This is a genomic window from Nesterenkonia flava, assembly GCF_031432335.1.
Classification (GTDB): Bacteria; Actinomycetota; Actinomycetes; order Actinomycetales; family Micrococcaceae; genus Nesterenkonia; species Nesterenkonia flava.
In genome coordinates this window covers 1-21,238 of record NZ_JAVKGT010000036.1, presented here as the reverse complement: position 1 = coordinate 21,238, position 21,238 = coordinate 1, and the positions used below count along the sequence as shown (strand labels likewise).

The following is a 21,238-nucleotide window of genomic DNA, read 5'->3' as shown; positions in this document are numbered from 1 at the left end:
TGCATTCTACGAGAAAGACACACTATGAAGGGAACCTGAGTGTTCCCTCAATGTTAACAGGGATGGGTTACTATCCGCCCGTGACCAGCACCTCGTCAACGCAGACAGCGCAAGCCCCGCTGAACAAGGCCCTGATCGCCAAATGGAGCCTGTGGAGCTGGGGCAATGCCACGGTCTCCGCGGTCATGGTCACGTTCGTCTTCGGCTACTACATCACCACAGTGGTGGATCCCAACGACGGCACCTTCTGGCTCTCCACCGGATACACGATCGCCGGGATCATCATTGCGCTGACCGCCCCGATCATCGGGCAGCGGGCCGACAGGGGCGGTAAGCGCAAGCTTTGGCTGAGCATCCATACCCTGATCATTGTGGGCCTGGTGGCTTCCTGCTTCTTTGTCCGGCCTGAGGCGGGCTACCTCGCCCTGGGCGTGACCCTGATGGCGTCGATGACGCTGTTCGACGAGTTCGCCAACGTGAACTACAACGCGATGATCACCGATATCTCGGATCACCGCCGTATGGGGCGGGTCTCGGGTATCGGCTGGGGTGCCGGATACCTGGGCGGGATCGTTATTCTCGCCATCGCACTATTCACCCTGGTGCTGGGAGACCCGCCCTACATCTTCGGGATCACCGACGACGACGCACTGAACGTCCGCATCGTCGCCATCGTCGCCGCAGTCTGGCACCTGGTGTTCGCCCTGCCCCTGCTGCTGACCAAGGTGCCCACCGCAGATCAGGACACGGTGCAGAAGCGTCCGAGCATCCTGGAGTCCTACCGCCGGCTGATCCGAGTTCTCATCGGGCTCTGGCGCGAGGACCGGAACACGTTCTGGTTCCTCATCTCTTCCGCCGTCTACCGGGACGGGCTCTCCGCGGTCTTCACCTACGGCGCAGTGCTCGGCGGGGCGATCTACGGCCTCGGCTTCCAGGAGATCATGATGTTCGGCATCGCCGGCAACGTGGTGGCCGCACTCGGTGCCATCGTCGGCGGTTTCCTGGAGGACAAGGTGGGGCCGCGCAAGGTCATCGCCACGTGCATTATGTCCCTGATCGGCGTCGCCGTCATTCTGTACTTCTTCGACGTCGAGCGGGTGGTGCTGGGCGCAGAGATCACCCCGTTCATGGCGTTCTGGATCTTCGGCCTGTTCCTGTGCCTGTTCGTGGGACCCGCTCAGGCGTCCTCCCGCGCCTTCCTGGGACGCCTGGCGCCGCCGGACCGGGCGGCAGAGCTCTTCGGCCTCTATGCGACCACTGGGCGCAGCGTCGGCTTCATCACCTCCGCGCTCATCATGCTGATCCTCGGGGCCGAGGCCACCACGGATGAGGGCGCGGACAAGGCCATCATCGTGGCGATCATCGTGGTCTTCGCCGTCGGCCTGGCGTTGCTGTCCCAGGTGCGCAATCCCACCGGACCGGCCAAGATGCGTGAGCACGGTGTTGGTTCCGGGGGCGGGGAAACCCCGCCACCCTCTCGCTCGGCTGACGCCGAGCATCACGCCTAAAGACCGGTCCCGCGGGCGGGGAAACCCCGCCACCCTCTCGCCCGGCTGACGCCGAGCATCACGCCCTACCACCCCGAGCCCCTCAAGAATTCTCGGATTAACCGCGCCACTACGGGCCGAAACCCCAAAAAACCGCGGGGAATCCGACACTCTTCGTCTCGGCGAGCACGCCGCACGGACCTCGTCCCCGAGGGGAGGGCGGCTGTGCTCAGCCGATGATGGTGCGGTGGAAGTTCTCGTGACTGCGGGAGGCCGTGGGGCCACGCTGTCCCTGGTACCGGGAGAGGTGAACGCCGGCGCCGTAGCCGTGCTCAGCGGGAGAGGAGAGCCGGAAGAAGCACAGCTGACCGATCTTGGACCCGGGCCACAGCTTGATGGGCAGGGTCGCCATGTTCGACAGCTCAAGGGTCACCTGACCGGAGAATCCCGGGTCAATGAATCCTGCCGTGGAGTGGGTCAGCAGACCCAGGCGGCCCAGGGAGGACTTGCCCTCCAGGCGGGCTGCGATGTCCTCGGGCAGCGTGACGGTCTCATAGGTGGCGCCCAGCACGAACTCCCCCGGATGCAGAATGAAGGGCTCCTCAGGATCCACCTCCACCAGGCGCGTGAGGTCCGGCTGCTCCTGGGAGGGGTCGATGTGGGCGTATTTGTGGTTGTCGAAGAGCCGGAACATGCGCTCCAAACGCACGTCGACGCTGGAGGGCTGGATCATGGACTCGTCCAGAGGATCCAGCTGGATGCGGCCAGCGTCGAGCTCGGCACGGATGTCACGGTCTGAGAGCAGCACAGAACCAAATTATCACTGTGCGCGGGGCCTGTTGGTCATGAGTGCACGGCTCATGGAGCCAGCGGCTTGCCCATCCCGGGATCGTGCTTGAGCGGCTCGAAGGTCGTGACCGTGTCGGCGGCCTCCACCAGCTCGGCGGCAGCCCCCTTGCCGGTCGTGATCACGCTGGTCTAAGGGTTGCGCCGCCCGAGCGCAGCCGCCACCTCGGGGGCCTGAAGCAGGCCGTGGTCCACGGCGCGGGCCACCTCGTCCAACACCACGAGACCACCCTCGGGCGAGTTCATAGCCTCTAGCGCCTCGTCCCATGCCCAGCGGGCGAGCTTCTTCGGATTCTCGCTCCCCCAGGTCAGCCCGGGGGTGAAGGCCTGCCAGCGCACTCCGGAGAGCGTGGTCAGCGACGCCTCCGGCCCGTTCCAGGCGCCACCTTTGAGGAACTGCACCACGGTGACGGGCCACCCGCGAGTGGAGGCGCGCACCGCATAGCCCAGCGCCGCGGTGCTCTTGCCCCACCCGTCACCGGTCAGCAACATGACGAAGCCTCGCCCGGAGGCCGGGCCGGCGGTGCTGGAGGGAGAGGACGCGCTCACGTCAGCGATTCTACGCAGACACCGGCACGCTCCTCCCCCTGCTCAGCGCATCAGCTGATCTGCCCCCAGCATGCGGCGGCGCACCATGGAGCTGAGCCGCTCCGCAGCGAGCACCACCACGAGGATGAGCAGGATGATCGTCAGCGCCGTGTCCCACTGGCGCAGGGTGAACGCGGGCGTAAGCTCCATCCCGATGCCGCCGGCGCCCACCATGCCCAGAATCGTGGCCCCGCGGATCGACTTCTCGAGGCAGTACATGCTGGTGCCGGTGAACGAGGCGAACGACGCCGGCAGCACAGCTCCGACGATCACCGCCACGGGCCCCGCACCGGTGGAGCGCAGCGCGTCAATCGGTCCCCGCTCCACCTCCTCGATCCGTTCGGCAAAGAAGCGACCGGCAAAGCCGATCACATCCACGACGATCGCCAGGATGCCTGCCAGCGGGCCCAGACCCACCGCCATGACAAAGATCAGCGCCCAGACCAGATCGGGCACCGAGCGCATCGTGGTCAGCACAAACTGCATGGCCCAGGACACGGGCAACCAGGGGGTGGTGTTCCTGGCGGCCAGCAGCGCGGCCGGCACACTGAGGATCACGCCGATGACCGTGCCGATCAGGGCGATCTCCAGGGTCTCCAGCATGGCTTCGGCCAGGTTGGGGGCCCGCTCAAAGTTCGGCGGCACGGCCCCGGTCATGCGCGCGTGGCGGGTCCACGCAGCGTGAGTGATTCGTGACCAGTGTGGAAAGAGGAGAAGAACCCGCCCTGAATCGAAAGTGAACAGGAGGCCAACCAGGTGTGAAACCCGGCCCGTGCACGGTTACTTCAAGGTGAACGACCCCGGTCCCACCAGCACGGATGCAGGAGTATTGTGGTGCCGGGCAATCCGTGACGGCGCACAAGGGAGGGTGACATGACCGCGGTCCTCTCCGGTTTCACGGTGGTCTGGCTGATCATCGCCGTGGGCTTCCTCGTGGGGCGTATGAACATCCTCGGCAAGGACGCCCGCGTGGTCCTCTCGCGCACCGCCTTCTTCGTGGCCTCTCCGTGCCTGCTGTTCGTCACGATCGCCGATTCCGAGATCACCGACGTGCTGGGCGCCCACTTCTGGGTGGCCGGCATCAGCGCGTTCCTCGCCCTGTTCCTGTATGTGCTCGTGGGGCGATTCCTGCTCCCCGGCCGCCGTGCCTCCGAGCTGGTGATCGGCTCCCAGAGCGCCTCTCAGGTCAACGCCGCCAACCTCGGCTTCCCCATCGCCATGTACGTTCTGGGGGACATCTCCCTGGCCGCACCCGTAGTGATGTTCCAGCTGGCGATTTACATGCCCATCTTGGTGGGGACCCTGGATCAGCTGACCATCAAGCACGGCAGCACCACCAAGGTGCGCCCCGGCCGGAAGGTCTCCGTGCTGCGCCGGGTGCTGCAGACCGTGGGCAATCCGGTGATCGTCGGCGCCTTCCTGGGACTGCTCTTCTCCTGGCAGGGCTGGAGGTTCCCCGTCCCGGTGCAGGAGTCCGTGGAGCTTCTGGCGGCAGCCTCTATTCCTCTGCTGCTTCTGGCCTTCGGCCTGGCGCTGGTGGGCTCCCATCCGCTGGACAAGGCGTCGGGGCGTCGTCGTGATGTGCTCTTCGCAACCCTGGTGAAGCTGGTGCTCCATCCCGGCATCGCCTACCTGGTGGCCGCATTCCTGTTCGGCCTGGAGGGCACCATGCTGTTCGCCGCCGTCATCATGGCCTCCCTGCCGACCGCCCAGAACGTCCTGGTCACCGCCGTGCGGTATGAAACCGGAGAGACGGTAGCCCGGGACACGGTGCTCATCACCACCGTGCTGGGCATTCCCAGCATGATCCTGGTGGCCCTGTTGCTGGCCTGACCCGGCCGACGACGACACCGTGCCGCCCGCGCCCCTCTGCCGTCCCGAAGCGCCTGCCCCTGCTAGCCTGATCCCCATGTACGACGCCGCCCCGCCTCACCCTGCCCAGAAACAGTCCTCCCCCTGGGGAGTCTTCGCCGTATGGGCTGTGGTCCTGGTGCTGGCGATTGCGGCCGCCGTCGTCGCCATCTGGCAGGTCAACGAACGGATCTACACCCCCGAGGCCGCCGCCGAGCAGTACTGGGAGGACCTCAGCGCGGGCAACGGATCCGCTGCCCTGGGTCACCTGTCCTCCGTTCCGGAGTTCGTCAATGCCGAGACCGACGCCGAGGGTGAGGGCGCCGTTGACCACCTTCTTCTCTCCGGGGATCCCCTGCAGCGCAGCATTGAGCAGCTGAGCTCGGCTGCGGTGACGGAAACCGAGGGCGGCGCCGAGCTGAACTTCACCGTAGGCGAGGAGGACTACTCCACCGCGGTGCCGCTGGTGCGCGGCGACTCGATCTGGGGCTTCTTTGACGACTGGCAGATTGCTCCCTCAGCCGTCACCTGGTTCGAGGTGGAGGTCCCCGGGGCGCCTCAGGGCGGCATCGGTCAGGTGCAGGTCAACGGAGAGCCGGTGAACCTCGACCAGGAGCGCGCGGCACTCTCCGCCTTTGTTCCCACGGCGGTGGATATTGAAATCGACAGCCAGTGGCTGGTGGGCTCTGCCCAGCATGTGGTGCTCAACGCCGAGGACAACGGCAACGAGGCTCACCGGGTCACCATCGATCTGGAGGCCTCCGATGAGGCCGTGGACCTGCTGCACACCGAGATCCAGGAGTACTTCGACTCCTGCGACCAGCCGGTGCTGATGCCCGCCGGTTGTCCCGTGGGCGTCTCCACCAACCACCAGGTGGACCCCGACACCATCGACTGGGAATTCCCCGACCCTGAGGTCGCCACCCTGACCTTCGACGCCGAGGGCTGGCACGTCTCCTATGACCATCTGGTGGCCGAGGTCAGCTTCCAGGCCCGCCACCACCACACCGGTGAGCAGCTCACCGAGACCGAACAGGTGAGCTTCGGCCTGGACATTCAGGTCGGAGCCAGCGGCGAGGATCTGATCATCTCCGTCACTGGCCGATAAAACGGCTCGCGTAAACTCTTCGGCTGTGGCACCTGATCAGGCTGACGTCCGCGATCCCGCGGAGCTTCGGTCTGCCGTAGACCCCCAGGTCCTGGAGCTGAGGGGCCTGAATTCCGTGCAGGTGGCTGAGCGTCAGCGCCTGCAGCTGGCCAATGTGCAGCCCCGCACCACCTCCCGCTCGATCTGGGAGATTCTGCGCACCCACCTGATGACGCTGTTCAACCTCATCATTGGCGTCTGCGCGCTGCTGATCCTGATTCTGGGCCGCTGGCTGGACCTGATCTTCGCGGTGGCCGCGGTGGCCAACGTGATCATCGGGCTCGTCCAGGAGTACAGCGCCAAGCGCAAGCTCGACGCCATTGCGCTGCTTCACCAGGACCATATCCGTGTGCTGCGCGATGGCATGGTGGTCTCCGTGCACCGCGAGCAGATCGTGCTGGACGATGTGGTGGAGCTGCGCCGCGGCGATCAGGTGCCGGCGGACGGCGTCGTCATCTCCGCCAGGGGCCTGGATCTCGATGAGTCCATGCTCACCGGTGAGGCGCACCCGGTCTCGAAGCGCCGCGGCGAGCCGGTCCTCTCGGGCACGGCGGTGCTGGCCGGCACGGGACGGTTTGTGGTGACCGCAGTCGGAGAGAAGGCCCACGCAGTCAAGCTCACGGCTGAGGCCAAGAAGTACCGGAAGATCAACTCCGAGATCCGGCGGGCGCTGGAGAAGGTGGCCTTCTGGCTCTCGCTGGTGGTGCTGCCGATCGTCGCGATCGTGTTCAACGGACAGATGCAGGCCCACGGCGGCTGGAGCACCGCGTTCAGCACCGGGGAGTGGCGGGACGCGCTGGTCACCGCCGTCTCCTCGGTCACCGCCATGATTCCGCAAGGGCTGGCGCTGATGACCACGATCGCGTTTGCGGTGGCCGCGGTGAAGCTGGCCCGCGAGCAGGTCCTGATCCAGGAGCAGCCGGCTGTGGAGATTCTGGCCAGGGTCGACGTCGTCTGCTTCGACAAGACCGGCACGCTCACTGACGGCACCATCGCCTTTCACGGGGCCTCCCCGCTGGATCGCTCCGGACTGCCCACTACATGGGAGCCGGACCCGCACTCCACGGCGGTGGACGGCACGCAGCCCTGGCAGCAGATCCTCGCGTACTTCGGCGCTGACGAGCAGGCTAATCCCACCGCTGCAGCGCTGACCGTGCCCTTCACCGCACTGCCTCGGCACCGGGCAGCCGCCCAGGTGCAGTTCTCCTCCATGCGCCGGTGGTCTGCGGTGACGTTCGCCGCCGACGCCGGTGAGCTGGCGGGCAGCTGGGTCCTGGGCGCCCCTGAGATTCTCCGCGGCCCCGAAGCCGACCCCGGGGTGGACGTGGCCCGCCTGCTGGCCCACACCGATGCCGTGGCCGCTCAAGGTCTGCGCACCATGATTCTGGCCCGCGCTCCGCTTCCCCAGGAGCAGGCTGTCACCGAAGCCGGGGCCGCTCCCGCCGCCGAGGCCTCCCCCACCGCACCCACCCTCCCGGTGGGCGCGGACCCGTACCGGCAGGGTGAGAAGCTGCCCCACGGGCTCTACCCGGTGGCGCTGCTGACCTTCAAGGAGAATGTCCGCACCGATGCCGCCTCCACCTTGGAGTTCTTCCGCGAGCAGCAGGTGGGGCTGAAAGTGATCTCCGGGGACAATCCCCGCACGGTGGCCGCCGTGGCACGGGAGGTCGGGATGCCCGTGGAGGGCGACGGCGTCGACGCCTCCCAGCTGCCGGCCGATCCCGAGGCCTTGCGTTCGGTACTGGCGACCCATTCCGTGTTCGGCCGGGTCACCCCGGAGCAGAAAGCCGCCATGGTTGATGCGCTGCGGGCCAACGGGCACGTGGTGGCGATGACCGGTGACGGCATCAATGACGCGCTGGCCGTCAAACGGGCTGACCTGGGGATCGCCATGGGCAACGGCGCCCCCGCCACCAAGGCGGTGTCGCGGATGGTGCTGCTGGACGGCAAGTTCGCCCGGCTGCCGAGTGTGCTCGCCGAAGGCCGCAAGGTCATCGCCAACACCGAGCGCGTGGCCCAGCTGTTCCTGACCAAGACCGCCTATGCGGTGCTGCTGGGGCTGTTCTTCGCGCTGGCATTCTGGTCCTTCCCGTTCCTGCCGCGGCAGTTCTCCACCGTGGACTTCATCATGATCGGATGCCCGGCGTTTTTTCTGGCGCTGATGCCCAATGCCCAGCGGTACCGCAGGGGATTCCTGCGACGCTCGGCACGGTTCTCCCTGCCACCCGCCTTCGCGATCTGTATGAGCCTCATCGCGGTGTCGGCCTTCGGGCGTCATTTCGACGACGACGCCGCCGGCATCCAGACCGCTTCATTCCTCACCCTGGGGGTGGTGGGCCTGTGGGTGCTCACCGCGGTGCTTCGCCCCCTGACGGTGCCGCGGGTGCTGCTGGTAGCGGGCATGTATGTGCTGCTGGGGCTGGTGCTGCTGGTGCCGATCTCCCAGCAGTATCACCTATTTGCCATGCCCAGCGCCGAGCTGCTGGCCGCCAGCTTCGTCGCCGCGGTGCTGGGCTGCGGCATTGTCGAGCTGGGGCACCGCGGCTATCTGGCCCTTGTCGAGAAGCAGTCCGCTACTGCGACAGGCCGCTGAAGTCCCCTCGCCTCACACGTCCGTGGACGCCTTTGACCACGTCGACCACCTGGGAAATGTTGAAGTCTGTGGCTGCCGATAGATAGGCGTAGGCATGTTCGGCGTCGAGTCCCCAGCGCGCCTGCAGAAGTGTCAGGGCATTGCGCACACACTTCTGCACGGCGATGTCGAGATCTTCGTCCAGCCCGGTGGGGATGAGGAATTCACTGGTCTCAGCGAGGGGACCGATCTGTTCCCCGAACAGCTGCAGGGCCTCTTCGCGGGGGACGACGTCGAAGCGCAGTCGCGCGCGGAGGCTCGCCTCCATGGCCGTCAGCGCTACTTCTCCGTCTCCCTGCGCAAAGTGTGGGTCGCCCACGTAGGCGAGCGCGCCGGGCACCTGCACCGGCAGATAGAGGGCAGCAGTCTCGGTAAGCATCTTGATATCAATGTTCCCGCCGTGGAGCCCCGGCGGCACAGAGTGGGGACGCTGATCCGCTGAGGCGGCCACGCCCATGGTGCCCAGGAAGGGTGCCAGTTCAAAGCGCACAGTCCGGTCCGCTCCGGCCGCCGGTGCCATCGTGCCCTGAGGTCTCTCTCCGGTCTCGTCCACCGCGGCGAAGACGGAGACGTTCTGGGGACCACGCGGAAACTCGCCGGGCAGGGCGCCCCTGCTGTGACGATTGGAGATCACCCCGTAGGGAACCCGGCGCTCCAGCCCCACCACCGTAATCTTCAGGAGGTCACCGGGTTCGGCCCCGTCCACGTGGATCGGTCCGGTCACCACGTGAGGGCCATCCTGCTCGGGGTTGCGCAGGTGCCCGAAGCGGGCCCCTGCCTGCTTCCGGGCTGCCACCAGGTCCACAGCATCCTGCAGCACCTGTTCCGGCTCCACCCCGTGTCCGGTGAAGTACCGCAGGGGATCACTTCCCTGGTCCTCCAGCAGGCCCTCGTGCGACAGGGTGTCCACCACGGCAGTCTCGCCGGCGCTGAGGCGCAGCACGGGAGCGTCTGCTGCGCACGGTAGTCGTCCCCAGAAGACGTTCTGCGGCTCCGCAGGAAGATAGTGGGCCTCGGCATCGCTGAGATGCTCGCCCGGTTGGAGGATAGTCTTGTGCATACGTCTCCTCAGTGAAGTGGTGGGGTGAGTCGGGGGCGGAACCTCAGAGGCCGGTGCCCTGAGTTTCCAGTCCTGTGGGCGCTCGTCGGGGGCCCTTGCCCGCCCGGTAGAGGGCAAAGGCAATGGAGCCCACGGCCAGCAGAAGGAACACCGCAGAGATTGGCCTTGTGAGGAATGTGCTCAGCTGCGGGTCGATCTGCAGGGCGCGCAGCAGGTTCTCCTCCAGAGTGCCGCCTAGGATGAGTCCCAGGATCATAGGGGGCAGAGGCACACTGAGCTTGACCAGCAGATAGCCGATGATCCCGAAGACCACCACGAGCCAGATGTCGAAGATCCTGTTGTTTAGGGCGAAGGCGCCCACCGCAGTCAGCACCAGCACGCTGGGCACCAGTACCGCCTTGGGCACCAGGGTCACCCGCGCCAAGAACGGCAGCAGCAGCGCCTGAATGATGAGAACGCCGACAGCGGCCACCACGATGGCCAAATAGATCGAGTTCACCAGCACTGGCTGCCGGTCGAACAGCCCCGGCCCCGGAGCGATGCCGTGAAGAATGAGCGCGCCCATCATGATCGCCTGCGCCACATCGCCCGGGATGCCCAGCGAGATGGTGGGAATGAAGGCGCCTCCCGCCACCGAGCTGTTGGAGGCTTCTGAGGCCACGATGCCGCCCGGGTGCCCCTTGCCGTACTCCTCGCCGCGGGGCGATGCCGCACCGACACCTTCGATCTCGCGTGGCGACTCACGGGGCGTCGTCGTGCCGGCGCCTACGGAAGCCGTGACCCTCTGCTGGCGCGCGTCCTTCTTCTCCTGCGCCTTCTTCGCCCGGTCATAGCTGATGAAGTTCGCTGATTCGGCGCCGGCGGCGGGCAGTGTGCCTACGAAAGTGCCGATCATGGACGAGCGGCCCACGTTGACCTTCTCCCGCCACATGTCCCGGATGACTTGGCCCACCGGCATACGAATCTTCGTGGCGTGAGCCAGGGCGCCGCGATTGTCGAGTCGGGATTCTTCCACATTGATCAGCAGCTGAGAGACGGCGAAGAGCCCGATGAGCACCGGAATGGCATCCAGGCCGCCTGAGAGCTGCGGATTGTCGAAGTTGAAGCGCAGCTGTCCGGTGGGGGCCACGCCAATCATGGCGATCAGCAGTCCCAGGGCACCGGCGATGAGTCCCTTGACCAGGTGCTTGCCGCTGAGTCCGGCGACCAGGGTAAGGGCGAACAGCACGAGGGAGAAGATCTCCCAGGGTCCGAAGTTCAGGGTGAACCGTCCGATCACCGGTCCCAGCAGGAAGAGGACGAGAGCGCCAAGGATGGTCCCGATCACCGAGGCGGCAATACCGATGCCAAGTGCCCTCGCAGGTTGGCCGTTCTTGGTCATCGGGTAGCCGTCGAAGATGGTGGCCACGGACGACGGCGTCCCGGGAATCCCCAACAGGGTGCCCGCAATGAGGCCGCCCGAGAGTCCGCCGATGTAGATGCCGATCATCAGCGCCAGTCCCGGGATCGGTCCCATGGCGAAGGTGAAGGGGAATGCCAGCACCAGCGCCATCGTGAAAGTGAAGCCCGGTATCGATCCGGCAATGATCCCGAAGAACACCCCCAGCATGATGACCAGCAGGGTCATGGGATCGGCGACCTCGGCCGCGGCCGCTGCGATATGTGAGAAGTCCATGGTGAGTCCCCTTCTACGGCAGGAATGTCCGCAGCGCGGTTTCGAAGAGCCAGTCGAGTCCGAAGGGCAGTCCCACGGCAATCACGGCCGAGGAGATCACCACCCCGCGGGTGTAGTCGCGGATCAGCAGAGCGAAAGCGCCCAGCAGGAAAGCAATGGACGCGAAGACGAATCCGATGCTGCCCATGAGCGCCACGTACGCCGCCAGAGCGCCGAGCAGCGCAGGAACGCGCCAGTGCAGGCGGAGGAAGCCTGCGATTCCCGTGAACCGCACGGCATCCTCCGCCTTGATGAAGCTCTGAATCAGGACGACGACGGCAAGCCCGACGATGATGCCCAGAATCACCCGCGGGAGGAACGCGGGTCCGAGGACTGCGCCTCCCCTCGGACCGGGAAGGTCCCCGGACTCGTGCCAGAATGCTGCGGCCAGCAGGATCAGTACCAGGGCGAATACCCGGTCAGCCACGATGATCTCCCTTAGGTAACAGGTTGTTCTTGACGCATGACGCCGTCGTCGGATCGCTGATCAGAAGTTCTGCATTTCCTCAGCGAGCGAGGCCATGGCCGCGTCGAGCTCATCCAGGTGCGCCTGGTACTCCTCAGGCCCCAGGTAGTTGGCGTAGGAGCCGAGGTTCTCCACTTCAGCCTGGAACTCCGGATTGTTGATGGCCGCCTCGAAGGCCTCGGCGAGGATCTCGATGTGCTCCTCGGGTGTGCCCTCTGGAGCGAAGAAGCCCCGGTCCACGGTCAAGGTGTAGTCCACGCCCTGCTCCTGGACGGTGGGCAGATCGGGAAGATTGGGGTCCCGCTCCTCGGCCACAATGCCGAGCGGCAGCAGACTGCCGTCCTCGATATAGCCCTCGGCAGAGGCATAGTCACCGGTCATGCCTTGGATCTCGCCGGCCACCAGGCCCGCGTACTGCGGACCGGTGCCGTCGTAATTGACGTAGTTGAGGATCCCGGTGTCCAGCCCCGCGGCATCCAGAACGGCCGCGATGCTGTAGTGGTCCTCGGAGCCGGTGGTAAAGCCCCAGTTGACGGTGTTGGGGTTGGCCTCGACGTATTCAAGGAAGTCCTGCAGGTCCTCGATGCCGTGTTCCTGGGAAAATTCAGTGCTCACCGAGGGCAGGTGCGGGGTGGTGGTGCCCAGCGCGATCGGCTCGAACGCATCAAAGCCATAGTCCACAATCTCGTTGTGATGGGCGGCAGCCACCACCTGGTGCGAGGCCAGGATCGTGTAGCCGTCAGCGTCGGAGTCCTTCACCTGGCGGGACCCCACTGTGGCGGAGGCGCCTTCGACGTTCGTCGGGGTGATCGTCACCGGCAGCTCTTCCGAGGCGTATTCAGCCATGAGGCGGAAGAGCACATCGGATCCCCCACCGGGCGGGTAGGGGATCACCATCTCGATGTTCTCGTTGGGGAAGTCATCCTGGGGCTCTGCTGCTTCACTCGCATCTCCACAGGCGGAAATGGTCACAAGCAGCGCGGAGGCAGCACAAGCTGAGCCCCAAGCTTTGGTTCGCATCAGAGACATGAGAATCCTCGTAAGGGTAGAGAGCGAGTCCGGTTCGAAGAACTTGGTCTGACCAAGTGATTCTCACGCTAGCACCGCATTTTGGCGGAAAGTGGCGGTTTTTCGAGGGTGAAATCAACATTTAACACAGCCGCAACGCAGAAAGGACGGCCTATTGGTCAGACCAAGTTCGGTATGCTGGTCCCACCAGCCACACCCCGACCTCAGCGCGAAGGAGCCCTGATGAGTGAGGTGAACATCCCTCCGCTGCCGTTCCGCAGCCCCAACATCGTCGTCACCCTGACGGCTCATCTGGAGAAGCTCATCGCCACCGGCGAGCTGCCTCCTGGGACCAAGCTTCCCGCCGAGCGCGAACTGGCCCAAAGCCTCGCCGTTTCACGGGCTTCGCTACGGGAGGCCCTTCACGATCTCGAGGCGAAGAACCTCCTCGAACGGCGTCCCGGACGGGGGACCCATGTCACCGAGCAGGGCGAGCAAGTTCACCAGCTGCGGGGACTCGCCTCAGGGCCGCATCAGCAGAACAGTGCAGCGGAGCTGCGCGGACTGGTGGAGCCCTCTGTTGCCTCACTGGCAGCCAGCAGGGCAACCCACGCCAACCTGGTGCAGCTGCAGGACGTGATAGCACGTAGCTACACAGCAACCACGGCCCAGCAGTCCCTGGAACGAGACATCGAGTTCCATCTACTGCTGGCGCACGCGAGCTTCAACCCGCTCATCACCACGCTTCACGGGATGATGACGGAGTGGACCATGGACCTGCGCGCCCACAGCCACGCCACGGAGGAGGGTCGATCGCGCTCACTCCGCGGACACGAAGAGATTCTTGCAGCAGTAGAGGCCCAGGACCCCGACCGGGCTGCTGAGGCAATGAGACAGCACCTCGAAGAGGTCCGGAACCTCATCGCCTCAGAAAATCCATAACGCGCTCCCACACGGGGGGCGGTCTTCAGTAGGAGATGCTCCCCAGGCTCGCCGCGCGGGACGTCATCTCCGCGTGAATGCCCCCATACACCGTCGCCTTCGGGAGCAGGCGCTTGTCCACCTTGGTCACCACGCTGAAGTTGGTGTCGACCACATTGGCCAGGGGCACCTCAGAGATCTGAGTCAGCAGCTGGTAAGCATCCAGACGGTCCAGGCCGTACAGGCTGCCGAGCCACTCGATCATGTCCACCTGCCCGGCCTTCCACGCGTTCTCCAACGGCCGCGCTGAGCCCACCGACATGATGTGGGTGTTGCTCTCGAGTCGGGGCCATTGCGGTCCGCCGCCCTTGATGAGGTCCACGATGGCGGTCACGTGCATGGCGCCCTCCACGGCAGTGCCGCAGGACTCTCCCTCACCCTGGCGATAGTGACCATCGCCCAGGGAGAAGAGTGCTCCCTCCACATTGACCCCGAAGTAGGCGGTGGTTCCGGCGCGCATCTCCGGGGTATCCATATTGCCCCCGAAGTAGTCGGGCACCAGCGAGGTCCGCACCTCGCGCTGGGCAGGGGCTACGCCCACGGTGCCCAGCATCGGATTGGCCGGCAGAGCGGCGCTGAACTCAGAGCCCTGCGCTGTGAAGGCCACCGTGTGGGCAGCACTGTCGTACTCATAGATCCACGTCCTCTCCGGGAGCGGCTCCTGAATGGTGGGGTCAAGGGGCGTACTCGTCAGCCCACCGAAGAAAGGGATCGTCGCCGAGGCGCCCCAGGTGCGCGCCGGAGTCAGATCCACCAGATGCACCACCAGGGTGTCCCCTGGCTCGGCACCTTCCACGTAGAAGGGCCCGGTCTGCGGGTTCAGGTCGTGCCCCAGGCACACGCTGGCCTTATCCGTGGTGCGCCGCAGGGCCCCGCCGAAGGCGTCCTGAGTCCACAGCGTCATGGCGGTGCCAGGCTTCAGCCGCAGCACGGGATCCTTGCCGCCAAAGGTGTAGCCCAGCTGGTCAGCAGTGGGGATGAAGGTAATGGTCTCCACGAGTCCTCCTTGGGGGTCGGCGAATCAGAGCTGCACGCCGCGGGTCAGGGCACCGTCGACCACGAGGTTGGTGCCGGTGATGAAGCTCGCGGCCCCGCTGGCCAGGAAGACCACGGCATTGGCAATCTCCTCCGGACGGGCCATTCGTCCGGTGGGGTTCAGACCCAGCGCCTCGGCAAAGAACTCCGGATCATTGGCTTCGATAGAGGGCCAGACGCCGCCCTCAAAGTACGTGTTGCCCGGGCTGACGGTGTTGGCGCGGATGTTCTTGCCCGCGAGCTGATAGGCCAGCCCCTGGGTGTAATGGACGATGGCGGCTTTGAAGGTTCCGTAGGGCCCGGCGGCAAAGTCAATTTCACGGCCGGAGACCGAGGAGATCGTCACCACGGATGCTGCCTCGCTGCGCTCCAGATGCGGCAGGGCCGCGGTGACCAGGTTGACGGTGCCCATGAGATCCGTACTGAAGGAGGTCTTCCAGTTCTCCGGGCTCTCATCGATGGCCAGAGCACTCACATTGCCGACGACGACGTCGATGCCTCCCAGTTCCTGCGCCGCTGAGTCCACCCAGCCCGCCAGCGCCTCCTGATCAGAGACGTCGACAGCGGACCCGCGCACCACGACCTCCGGCACCGAGAGCTCCTCGGCCACCGTTGCGACGGCGTCAGCACTGCGGGCACAGAACGCCACCGAGGCGCCCTCGGCGAGGAGCCCTTCCACCACGGCGCGGCCGATTCCCCGGGTTCCCCCGGTGACCAGGGCTTTCTTACCTGCCAGCTGAAGATCCATCGTTCGTCCCTCCTGTGCGCGCCAGCGCAGCTGCTGCGGAACGGCGTTGTTGCCGCGTTCGTCCTCATCCATGGTGCCCAGTCGAAGTTTCGCCCGCGTTACGGCACGAGCACAAGGTTTCCCGATTCAGGTTTCCCTGAGGAAAATCCAAGAAAAGTCAGGGGCGCCTCAGGGACAATTCGGGGAGTCATACCAGTGACAACAGGTCTCTTCGGCCAGTAGGTTCGAGGTACACCACATCACCGATGATTGATGAAAAAATGGAGTTGACATGGGACTGCTTTCACTCGGCGCCGGCATCGCTATCGGATACGTGATCGGCACCAAGACCGGCAAGGAAAAGCTCGACAACGGCATCAATTCGGTGAAGAAGACCGCTGAGGAGACCTGGAACGACCCCAAGGTCCAGGACTTTGTTCACCGCACCAGCGAGACTGCCACCAAGGTCGCCCACGACGTGGCGGAGAACTCCAAGCGCGCGGCCAGCGCCGCGGCCGATGCCGTGAAGAAGGCCTCGGCTGAGGTCACCGACGTCGCCGCAGACGCGGCAGCCAAGACCGAGGCCGCAGCGGATCAGGCAGAGTCCAAGGTCTCCGAAACCGCCGACAAGGCGGAGGAGACCGTGAACAAGACCGCTGAGGAAGCCAAGAGCGGCAGCAGCAGCTCCTAGCCTGGTCCTGCGGCCGGTCCCTCGGCCGCACAGAGGGAATCACCTCTTACGCGTGGCCTCGCAGCTCCCCGGCCTGCCCGGCCCTGCCCTAGACGCGGGCTCCCGCGGGCCGGGGCAGAGGTGACCGCGCGCAAGGGCATATTCTGGAGGGGTTATGGAGCCCCTATCCGAAGAATCTGAGCCCGCGGCCACCGCTGATGCCTCCTCTGCTGTGCCCCACGAATCACCCGAGCGCTCGCTCGAGCACTCCCGTGACGAGCCCGAGGCGGAGTCGCCCGTTCTGCACTTCATCCGCGAGCACGTCCAGCCGCGCCGCCAGGAGTTCCACGCCGCCCGCCCGCTGCCCGACGCCCGCCAGCTGCTGCACCGCGCCCTGGCTGATCACCGGATCACCGTCCGCACACTCACGGTCACGGGAGTAGACCCCTACGCCTCCTCACCGGAGGACCTGCGCGAAGTCTTCGAATTCTCCGGCCACGTCATCGGCGGGTATGCCCGGGGAGTCACCACCTTGGTCTCAGCCCATTCACGGCGAATCATTGCCGATCCCGAGCTGCTCGACGCGCATCTTCAGCTCATGGACGTTCCCACGGCACTTCCCGGCGCAGAGGCGGAGGGCACCGAGACCGAGAGCGCCGAGGCCAGCGCTGAAGACTCCACGCCCGGCCCCACTGAGGAGCGGCTGCTTCTGGAGATCTTCGTGGTGGGAAGCCGTGCCGTCAGCGCCCTGGCGTGTGTGCCCTCTTACACCGACGACGACGGCGAGCTGCGCCTGACCACAACCCCCGAGGTGAGCGCCTCCGGGTGGCCGGAGGGCGCACTGGCGATTGATGTCACCGAGTTCATTGCCGAGGATCTGGCATCCCTGGGCGTGCGCGCCGTCAACGCGGTGCCGGGCCTGCGCGCGGCGGCGGTGCGCCTGGCCGTCTCCGACATCGAGGAGGAGGGTGACGCCGTCGTCGTCGGCATCAGCGAGGACGCGTGCCTGCTGCCGCATCATTTCCCCACCCTGGGTCCCGGCCGCAACGTCGCCGGGGCGATCGCCGAGGAGATTCTGGCCATCGCCGCCCTGTAGGCCATGCGCTATGCACGGTGATCTATCCTGAACACTATGACTGCCCAGCCTGCACCTCCTGCCCCGCCGCGCACTCGCGTGCAGCTGGGCGAGGATGCCACCGCCACCGAGCGCTTCATCACCGAAGTGGTCGAGCCTCGCTGGCTGTCGCTGCGGAACTGGTCCTCCACCGTGGACCACGAGATGCTGCTGCAGAAGGCCGCCCGCCGCAAGAAGATGACCATCAAGAAGATCACGGAGTCCAACCAGATCTTCTTCCTCTCCGGAGTGGTGGTCGGCGGCATGGACGGCGTGCTCACCTCCCTGGTCAGCCACCAGGCCCGGCGCGTCTCCCGCTCCAAGGCCATGACCAAGCGATACCTGGCGGCCTCCGACATTCCCACCCCCAAGGGCAAGGCCATCAACCCCACGGAGTTCTCGCGTGCGGTCAAGTACATGAAGGCCCTGGGAAAGCCCGTGACCGTCAAGCCCTCCTCCGGCAGGGCGGGCAAGGGCATCACCGCCAAAGTCACCGGAGAGTCCACTCTCCGCCAGGCCTGGGCCGCGGCCATGGCCTCACGCTCCGCCACCTCGGAATCGCGCTACCTGATCATGGTCGAGGAGTACCGGCCCGGCCTGGATATCCGCTGCTACGTGGTGGGAAACCGGGTGGTGGGCGCGGTGGCCCGCATCCCCTTCTACGTCATCGGAGACGGAGTCAGCAGCGTGGGGCGCCTGGCTGATGAGGAGATCAGCCGCCGCAGCCGCAACCAGTACCTCGCACCGCGTCAGCCCGAGGTGACCGACGCGTTCCTCGCGCCGATGGGCCTGACCCGCCAGTCGGTGCTTCCGCCCGGCTCCTTGCAGCTGCTGACCCCGATCGCCGACACCACGCGCGGCGGAGGTCTCACCGTGGACGTGATGGATCTGCTCGCCGATGAGGTCAAGGACCTTGCCGTGGACGGGCTCTGGGCGATCCCCGGGCTCAACGCAGCCGCCGTGGATCTGCTGGTCCCGCAGCTGGGCAGCGCCGAGGACGCGGTGGTCCTGGAGGTCAACCCCTACGCCAACATCATGCAGTTCCACTACCCCGCCTACGGGGAGCCGCGGAAGGTCAACGACGCCATCATGGAGGAGATCCTCGAGCGCGCTTCCCGCTGAGACCCGGTCTCTGCCTACTCTCCGCCTCTGCCTACTCGCCGCCGAAGGCCTCCGGAGTGATCCACTGCAGAGGATTCGAGTGCCAGGAGTTGCCCACCGAGAGCATGATGCGCCCGGCGATGTAGCGGTCGGTGGACCATTCCAGTGACCGTCCGCTGGAGTCCCTCGAGACTCGTCGGTGCACTAGCAGCGCCGAACCCCGCGGAATTTCCAGGTAGTCGGCGTCGCGGGACTTGGCGCGCTCTGCGCCGAACGCATGCTCGGCGTGGGAAAAGTACACCTTGTGCTCCTCCCCCAGCACGGAGGTGACCGAGGGCTCATCAGCGGGGAGCTTCTCGACGATCTCGCCCAGCCACTCGGGATAGTGGGTGTGCTCCAGCATGACCTTGTCGCCGTCGAGGCTGCGCACGCGCAGTACATGCAGCACGCGGCGCCCCCGGGGAATGTCCAGCATGTGCTCGTCCTGGGCACTCGCGATCATCCACTCCGACCGAATCACCTGGCCCCCGGGCTCGTAGCCCTGCCGGCGCGCCCACTGCGCGAAGCTGCGGAACTCGTCGAACGGCGTGGAGCGCCGCGGCACTCGCACCACGCGCTTGGGCCGGCCGCGGGTCCCGTCGACGGTGCCGTCAGCGACCAGTTCGCGCAGCGCCATCCGCACCGTTCCGGGTGAGACCCCAAAGCGCTCCGACAACTCCCGCTCAGAGGGCAGCGAGCTGCCAGGCGGATACGTGCCCTCCTGGATCTCCTTGACAAGAGCCTGTGCAATCTCCGCGAAGGCGAACGTCCCCACCAGGCCTCCTCCTGATACCGGCGCAGGTTCCGCGATCCGCCGAACACTGCATACCTACGAGCGCGTCACTTGCAGTCTACGATGCCTCTGCACCGCCCCGACGGCCGGTTTCACGCCTCACCGCGCTTTTCCGGGGCACCGACGACGCCGTCACCAAATGTTCATCTGAATGTCACCGTCACTGGTGATCTTCACTTGACTCAAAAGAGTTCACTAGTGAGGATCGATCTGTAGGGGCACCCGTGCCCCACGCCCCGGCGGCCCACCGGTGGCATACCCTGCCGGCTCCCTCTGAAAGACGTGACCCGCCGATGCCCGATGCTCCGGAGAACGGAGAACCCTCCCCCGCTCCCGGTCCCGCGCTGGTGCTGCGACTCCGCGGAAGTGCCGAGCGCGCAGAGCTGAGCGTGAGGGCGGCCGTCTTCGACTGCGACGGGCTCCTGGTGGATTCCGAGTCGATCTGGCTGGACATGCTCAGCTCCTGGCTCGCCGAGTACCGGGTCGCTGCGGAGGCCGAGGAATTTCTGGGCCTGACCGTTGAGGACACCGCCGGCTCCCTGGCCCTGCGGCTGCGCGACGCACGGCCAACAGATCCGGCGGCGCGAACGGCCCCGCTCAGCACCGAGCAAATCCGCGGGGCCCTCACAGCACGCTACTCCGCGCGCCTTGCCGCCGGGGTGGAGCCGATGCCCGGAGCCTGGCGGCTCTTCTCCACCCTGGCCGCCCGGATCCCAGTCGCCGTGGCCAGCAACGGCCTGCGCCGCGACGTGACCGCAATGCTCACCGACTCCGAGCTGCTGCCCCTGGCACAAGCGGTCTGTACCGTGGAAGATGTTGCCGCAGGCAAGCCTGCCCCCGACCTGTACCTGCGGGCCTGCGAGAAGCTCGGCGTGCATCCGGCGGACGCCGTCGCTTTCGAAGACTCCCCTGCGGGCGCTCAGGCGGCGGTGAGTGCCGGTCTCGTCGTCGTCGGAGTCAATCCGGACCCCGCGGTCCAGCTGCCGGCGATGCACCGCCTCAGCAGTCTGGACCACGTCGACCCCGTGCTGAACCCCTGAACCCTCCGACTACCGCCCGAGGAGAGCCCCATGGACACCAATCGCCCCCAGGATTCCCTGTCGCTGGGTTCATCCTCATTGGATGCCGCCTCGCTGGATGAGACGGTCCGCAGCGTCACCGAGTCCTCCGCGAACATCAGCGCCTCCGCCGAGGAGCTCTTCACCCAGGCCCAGCGGCACATGCGCACCATCAAGGTCTTCAGCTGGAACCTCTGGTACGGGGGCCGGGAGATCGATGACGCCCTAACCAAGCAGCAGGCGGTCCTCCAGCATGAGGACATCGACATCCTCTTCGTCCAGGAGTGCTTCGGTGGAGCCGGCCTGCGGCTGGGGCGCGTCGCCGGGATGACCGTAGCCCAGCAGGACTACGACTGCGCGGTCCTCAGTCCCTCCCCCATCCGGCTATTGAGCACCGACACGGCCCCCTTCGCCACCGCTGCGCTGGTGCAGACCCGCCTCGGTGAGGTCCTGGCCTGGTCGGTGCATCTGGCCCCCTGGGACTACGGCCCCTACCGCGCTGCCTCTCTGCCCGAGGACGCCGAGACCGTCTTCTCTCAGCGCGGTGAGCAGATGCGCACGGAGGAGGCCGCGAAGATTCTCTCCGAAACGGACCGAATCCTGGCTGAGCTGGGTGAGCTGCCGGTGATCATCGCCGGAGACTTCAATGTGCCCTCCGGGCTGGACTGGAACGGCGTCGGCCAGCCGCAGACAGCCTGGCCGGCCACACAGGCGTTCATGGACGCCGGCTTCACCGACGCCTTCCGCTCCGCCCACCCCTACCCGGCCAAGGCCCCGGGCCTGACCTGGTCCCAGATCGAGCCCCGGGAGGCCGAGCCGCGGGACCGCATCGACTTCATCTACGCCCGGGGGCTGGACGTGGTGGCTGGCACGTAGCGGGAGTTGGAAGCGGTGGTCTGCGTAGTTGTAAGCGACATTCCG

At 66.2% G+C, this 21,238-nt stretch carries 19 protein-coding genes and 1 pseudogene; 10 read left to right on the top strand and 10 right to left on the bottom strand.

The genetic code is table 11. The annotated features are described in order from the left end of the window. The first annotated feature begins 80 nt into the window (after window positions 1–80). Window positions 81–1,508 carry an MFS transporter gene (locus RH857_RS11665; RefSeq protein ID WP_310538149.1) on the top strand — a complete coding sequence of 476 codons (1,428 nt, stop codon included), beginning with the start codon at window positions 81–83 and terminating at the stop codon, window positions 1,506–1,508. 208 nt (window positions 1,509–1,716) lie between these two features. Here RH857_RS11665 and dcd read toward each other — a convergent pair whose 3' ends face one another. The 3 genes and pseudogenes from dcd to phnE all read right to left on the bottom strand — a co-directional run bounded on the left by dcd (window position 1,717) and on the right by phnE (window position 3,611). After that, window positions 1,717–2,295, bottom strand: coding sequence for a dCTP deaminase (dcd, locus tag RH857_RS11660; protein ID WP_310538148.1), 579 nt, complete (start codon window positions 2,293–2,295; stop codon window positions 1,717–1,719). A 50-nt stretch (window positions 2,296–2,345) separates the two neighbouring features. Continuing rightward, window positions 2,346–2,825: pseudogene (locus tag RH857_RS11655) on the bottom strand (cob(I)yrinic acid a,c-diamide adenosyltransferase). A 99-nt stretch (window positions 2,826–2,924) separates the two neighbouring features. Beyond that, on the bottom strand, window positions 2,925–3,611 hold the full coding sequence (gene phnE, locus RH857_RS11650) for a phosphonate ABC transporter, permease protein PhnE (protein ID WP_310538157.1): 687 nt from the start codon (window positions 3,609–3,611) through the stop codon (window positions 2,925–2,927). 183 nt (window positions 3,612–3,794) lie between these two features. Here phnE and RH857_RS11645 point away from each other — a divergent pair, with 183 nt between their 5' ends. From RH857_RS11645 to RH857_RS11635, 3 genes are all read left to right on the top strand, one after another. Beyond that, window positions 3,795–4,754, top strand: a complete 960-nt coding sequence (locus RH857_RS11645; RefSeq protein ID WP_310538146.1) for an AEC family transporter — start codon at window positions 3,795–3,797, stop codon at window positions 4,752–4,754. Between the two features lie 76 nt (window positions 4,755–4,830). Next, window positions 4,831–5,880 carry a hypothetical protein gene (locus RH857_RS11640; RefSeq protein ID WP_310538145.1) on the top strand — a complete coding sequence of 350 codons (1,050 nt, stop codon included), beginning with the start codon at window positions 4,831–4,833 and terminating at the stop codon, window positions 5,878–5,880. Between the two features lie 25 nt (window positions 5,881–5,905). Then, window positions 5,906–8,512 carry an HAD-IC family P-type ATPase gene (locus RH857_RS11635; protein ID WP_310538144.1) on the top strand — a complete coding sequence of 869 codons (2,607 nt, stop codon included), beginning with the start codon at window positions 5,906–5,908 and terminating at the stop codon, window positions 8,510–8,512. Here RH857_RS11635 and RH857_RS11630 read toward each other — a convergent pair. The 4 genes from RH857_RS11630 to RH857_RS11615 are packed head-to-tail and all read right to left on the bottom strand — an operon-like array spanning window position 8,493 to window position 12,820. Beyond that, window positions 8,493–9,611: an acetamidase/formamidase family protein gene (locus tag RH857_RS11630; RefSeq protein WP_310538143.1), complete on the bottom strand. Its 1,119-nt coding sequence runs from the start codon at window positions 9,609–9,611 to the stop codon at window positions 8,493–8,495. The two genes, RH857_RS11635 and RH857_RS11630, sit on opposite strands and share 20 nt — an antisense overlap. A gap of 43 nt (window positions 9,612–9,654) precedes the next feature. Next, entirely contained in the window at window positions 9,655–11,286 is a 1,632-nt protein-coding gene (locus RH857_RS11625; protein WP_310538142.1) for a tripartite tricarboxylate transporter permease, read from the bottom strand. A gap of 13 nt (window positions 11,287–11,299) precedes the next feature. Continuing rightward, complete coding sequence (locus tag RH857_RS11620; RefSeq protein WP_310538141.1) at window positions 11,300–11,752, bottom strand: tripartite tricarboxylate transporter TctB family protein; 453 nt, start codon at window positions 11,750–11,752, stop codon at window positions 11,300–11,302. Window positions 11,753–11,812: 60 nt separating this feature from the next. Beyond that, complete coding sequence (locus tag RH857_RS11615) at window positions 11,813–12,820, bottom strand: Bug family tripartite tricarboxylate transporter substrate binding protein (RefSeq protein WP_310538140.1); 1,008 nt, start codon at window positions 12,818–12,820, stop codon at window positions 11,813–11,815. A 222-nt stretch (window positions 12,821–13,042) separates the two neighbouring features. Between RH857_RS11615 and RH857_RS11610 the strand changes: the two genes are divergently transcribed. Beyond that, complete coding sequence (locus tag RH857_RS11610) at window positions 13,043–13,741, top strand: FadR/GntR family transcriptional regulator (RefSeq protein WP_310538139.1); 699 nt, start codon at window positions 13,043–13,045, stop codon at window positions 13,739–13,741. Between the two features lie 25 nt (window positions 13,742–13,766). Here RH857_RS11610 and RH857_RS11605 read toward each other — a convergent pair whose 3' ends face one another. Together RH857_RS11605 and RH857_RS11600 are read right to left on the bottom strand one after the other, a co-directional pair. Continuing rightward, entirely contained in the window at window positions 13,767–14,777 is a 1,011-nt protein-coding gene (locus tag RH857_RS11605) for an acetamidase/formamidase family protein (RefSeq protein ID WP_310538138.1), read from the bottom strand. A gap of 24 nt (window positions 14,778–14,801) precedes the next feature. Beyond that, window positions 14,802–15,635 carry an SDR family NAD(P)-dependent oxidoreductase gene (locus RH857_RS11600; protein ID WP_310538137.1) on the bottom strand — a complete coding sequence of 278 codons (834 nt, stop codon included), beginning with the start codon at window positions 15,633–15,635 and terminating at the stop codon, window positions 14,802–14,804. A gap of 199 nt (window positions 15,636–15,834) precedes the next feature. On the opposite strand from RH857_RS11600, the gene RH857_RS11595 reads away from it, so the two are divergent. The 3 genes from RH857_RS11595 to RH857_RS11585 all read left to right on the top strand — a co-directional run bounded on the left by RH857_RS11595 (window position 15,835) and on the right by RH857_RS11585 (window position 18,448). Then, the gene (locus RH857_RS11595) at window positions 15,835–16,233 is read left to right on the top strand and encodes a hypothetical protein (RefSeq protein ID WP_310538136.1); all 399 of its coding nucleotides are present in this window, start codon (window positions 15,835–15,837) and stop codon (window positions 16,231–16,233) included. Window positions 16,234–16,387: 154 nt separating this feature from the next. Next, window positions 16,388–17,308: a hypothetical protein gene (locus RH857_RS11590; protein ID WP_310538135.1), complete on the top strand. Its 921-nt coding sequence runs from the start codon at window positions 16,388–16,390 to the stop codon at window positions 17,306–17,308. A 36-nt stretch (window positions 17,309–17,344) separates the two neighbouring features. Then, window positions 17,345–18,448, top strand: a complete 1,104-nt coding sequence (locus tag RH857_RS11585; RefSeq protein ID WP_310538134.1) for an ATP-binding protein — start codon at window positions 17,345–17,347, stop codon at window positions 18,446–18,448. Between the two features lie 31 nt (window positions 18,449–18,479). Here RH857_RS11585 and RH857_RS11580 read toward each other — a convergent pair whose 3' ends face one another. Continuing rightward, entirely contained in the window at window positions 18,480–19,241 is a 762-nt protein-coding gene (locus tag RH857_RS11580; protein ID WP_310538133.1) for a GntR family transcriptional regulator, read from the bottom strand. 311 nt (window positions 19,242–19,552) lie between these two features. Between RH857_RS11580 and RH857_RS11575 the strand changes: the two genes are divergently transcribed. After that, window positions 19,553–20,299: an HAD family hydrolase gene (locus tag RH857_RS11575; RefSeq protein WP_310538132.1), complete on the top strand. Its 747-nt coding sequence runs from the start codon at window positions 19,553–19,555 to the stop codon at window positions 20,297–20,299. 30 nt (window positions 20,300–20,329) lie between these two features. Then, window positions 20,330–21,193, top strand: a complete 864-nt coding sequence (locus tag RH857_RS11570) for an endonuclease/exonuclease/phosphatase family protein (RefSeq protein WP_310538131.1) — start codon at window positions 20,330–20,332, stop codon at window positions 21,191–21,193. The last annotated feature ends 45 nt before the right edge of the window (window positions 21,194–21,238 follow it).

Excerpts from the sequence above, each read along its gene's own strand:
- RH857_RS11575 (WP_310538132.1), top strand. The coding sequence starts at position 19,553 with ATGCCCGATGCTCCGGAGAACGGAGAACCCTCCCCCGCTCCCGGTCCC.
- RH857_RS11610 (WP_310538139.1), top strand. The coding sequence starts at position 13,043 with ATGAGTGAGGTGAACATCCCTCCGCTGCCGTTCCGCAGCCCCAACATC.
- RH857_RS11600 (WP_310538137.1), bottom strand. The coding sequence starts at position 15,635 with ATGGATGAGGACGAACGCGGCAACAACGCCGTTCCGCAGCAGCTGCGC.
- RH857_RS11625 (WP_310538142.1), bottom strand. The coding sequence starts at position 11,286 with ATGGACTTCTCACATATCGCAGCGGCCGCGGCCGAGGTCGCCGATCCC.
- RH857_RS11570 (WP_310538131.1), top strand. The coding sequence starts at position 20,330 with ATGGACACCAATCGCCCCCAGGATTCCCTGTCGCTGGGTTCATCCTCA.
- RH857_RS11645 (WP_310538146.1), top strand. The coding sequence starts at position 3,795 with ATGACCGCGGTCCTCTCCGGTTTCACGGTGGTCTGGCTGATCATCGCC.
- RH857_RS11640 (WP_310538145.1), top strand. The coding sequence starts at position 4,831 with ATGTACGACGCCGCCCCGCCTCACCCTGCCCAGAAACAGTCCTCCCCC.
- RH857_RS11590 (WP_310538135.1), top strand. The coding sequence starts at position 16,388 with ATGGAGCCCCTATCCGAAGAATCTGAGCCCGCGGCCACCGCTGATGCC.
- RH857_RS11585 (WP_310538134.1), top strand. The coding sequence starts at position 17,345 with ATGACTGCCCAGCCTGCACCTCCTGCCCCGCCGCGCACTCGCGTGCAG.
- RH857_RS11630 (WP_310538143.1), bottom strand. The coding sequence starts at position 9,611 with ATGCACAAGACTATCCTCCAACCGGGCGAGCATCTCAGCGATGCCGAG.
- RH857_RS11615 (WP_310538140.1), bottom strand. The coding sequence starts at position 12,820 with ATGTCTCTGATGCGAACCAAAGCTTGGGGCTCAGCTTGTGCTGCCTCC.
- RH857_RS11595 (WP_310538136.1), top strand. The coding sequence starts at position 15,835 with ATGGGACTGCTTTCACTCGGCGCCGGCATCGCTATCGGATACGTGATC.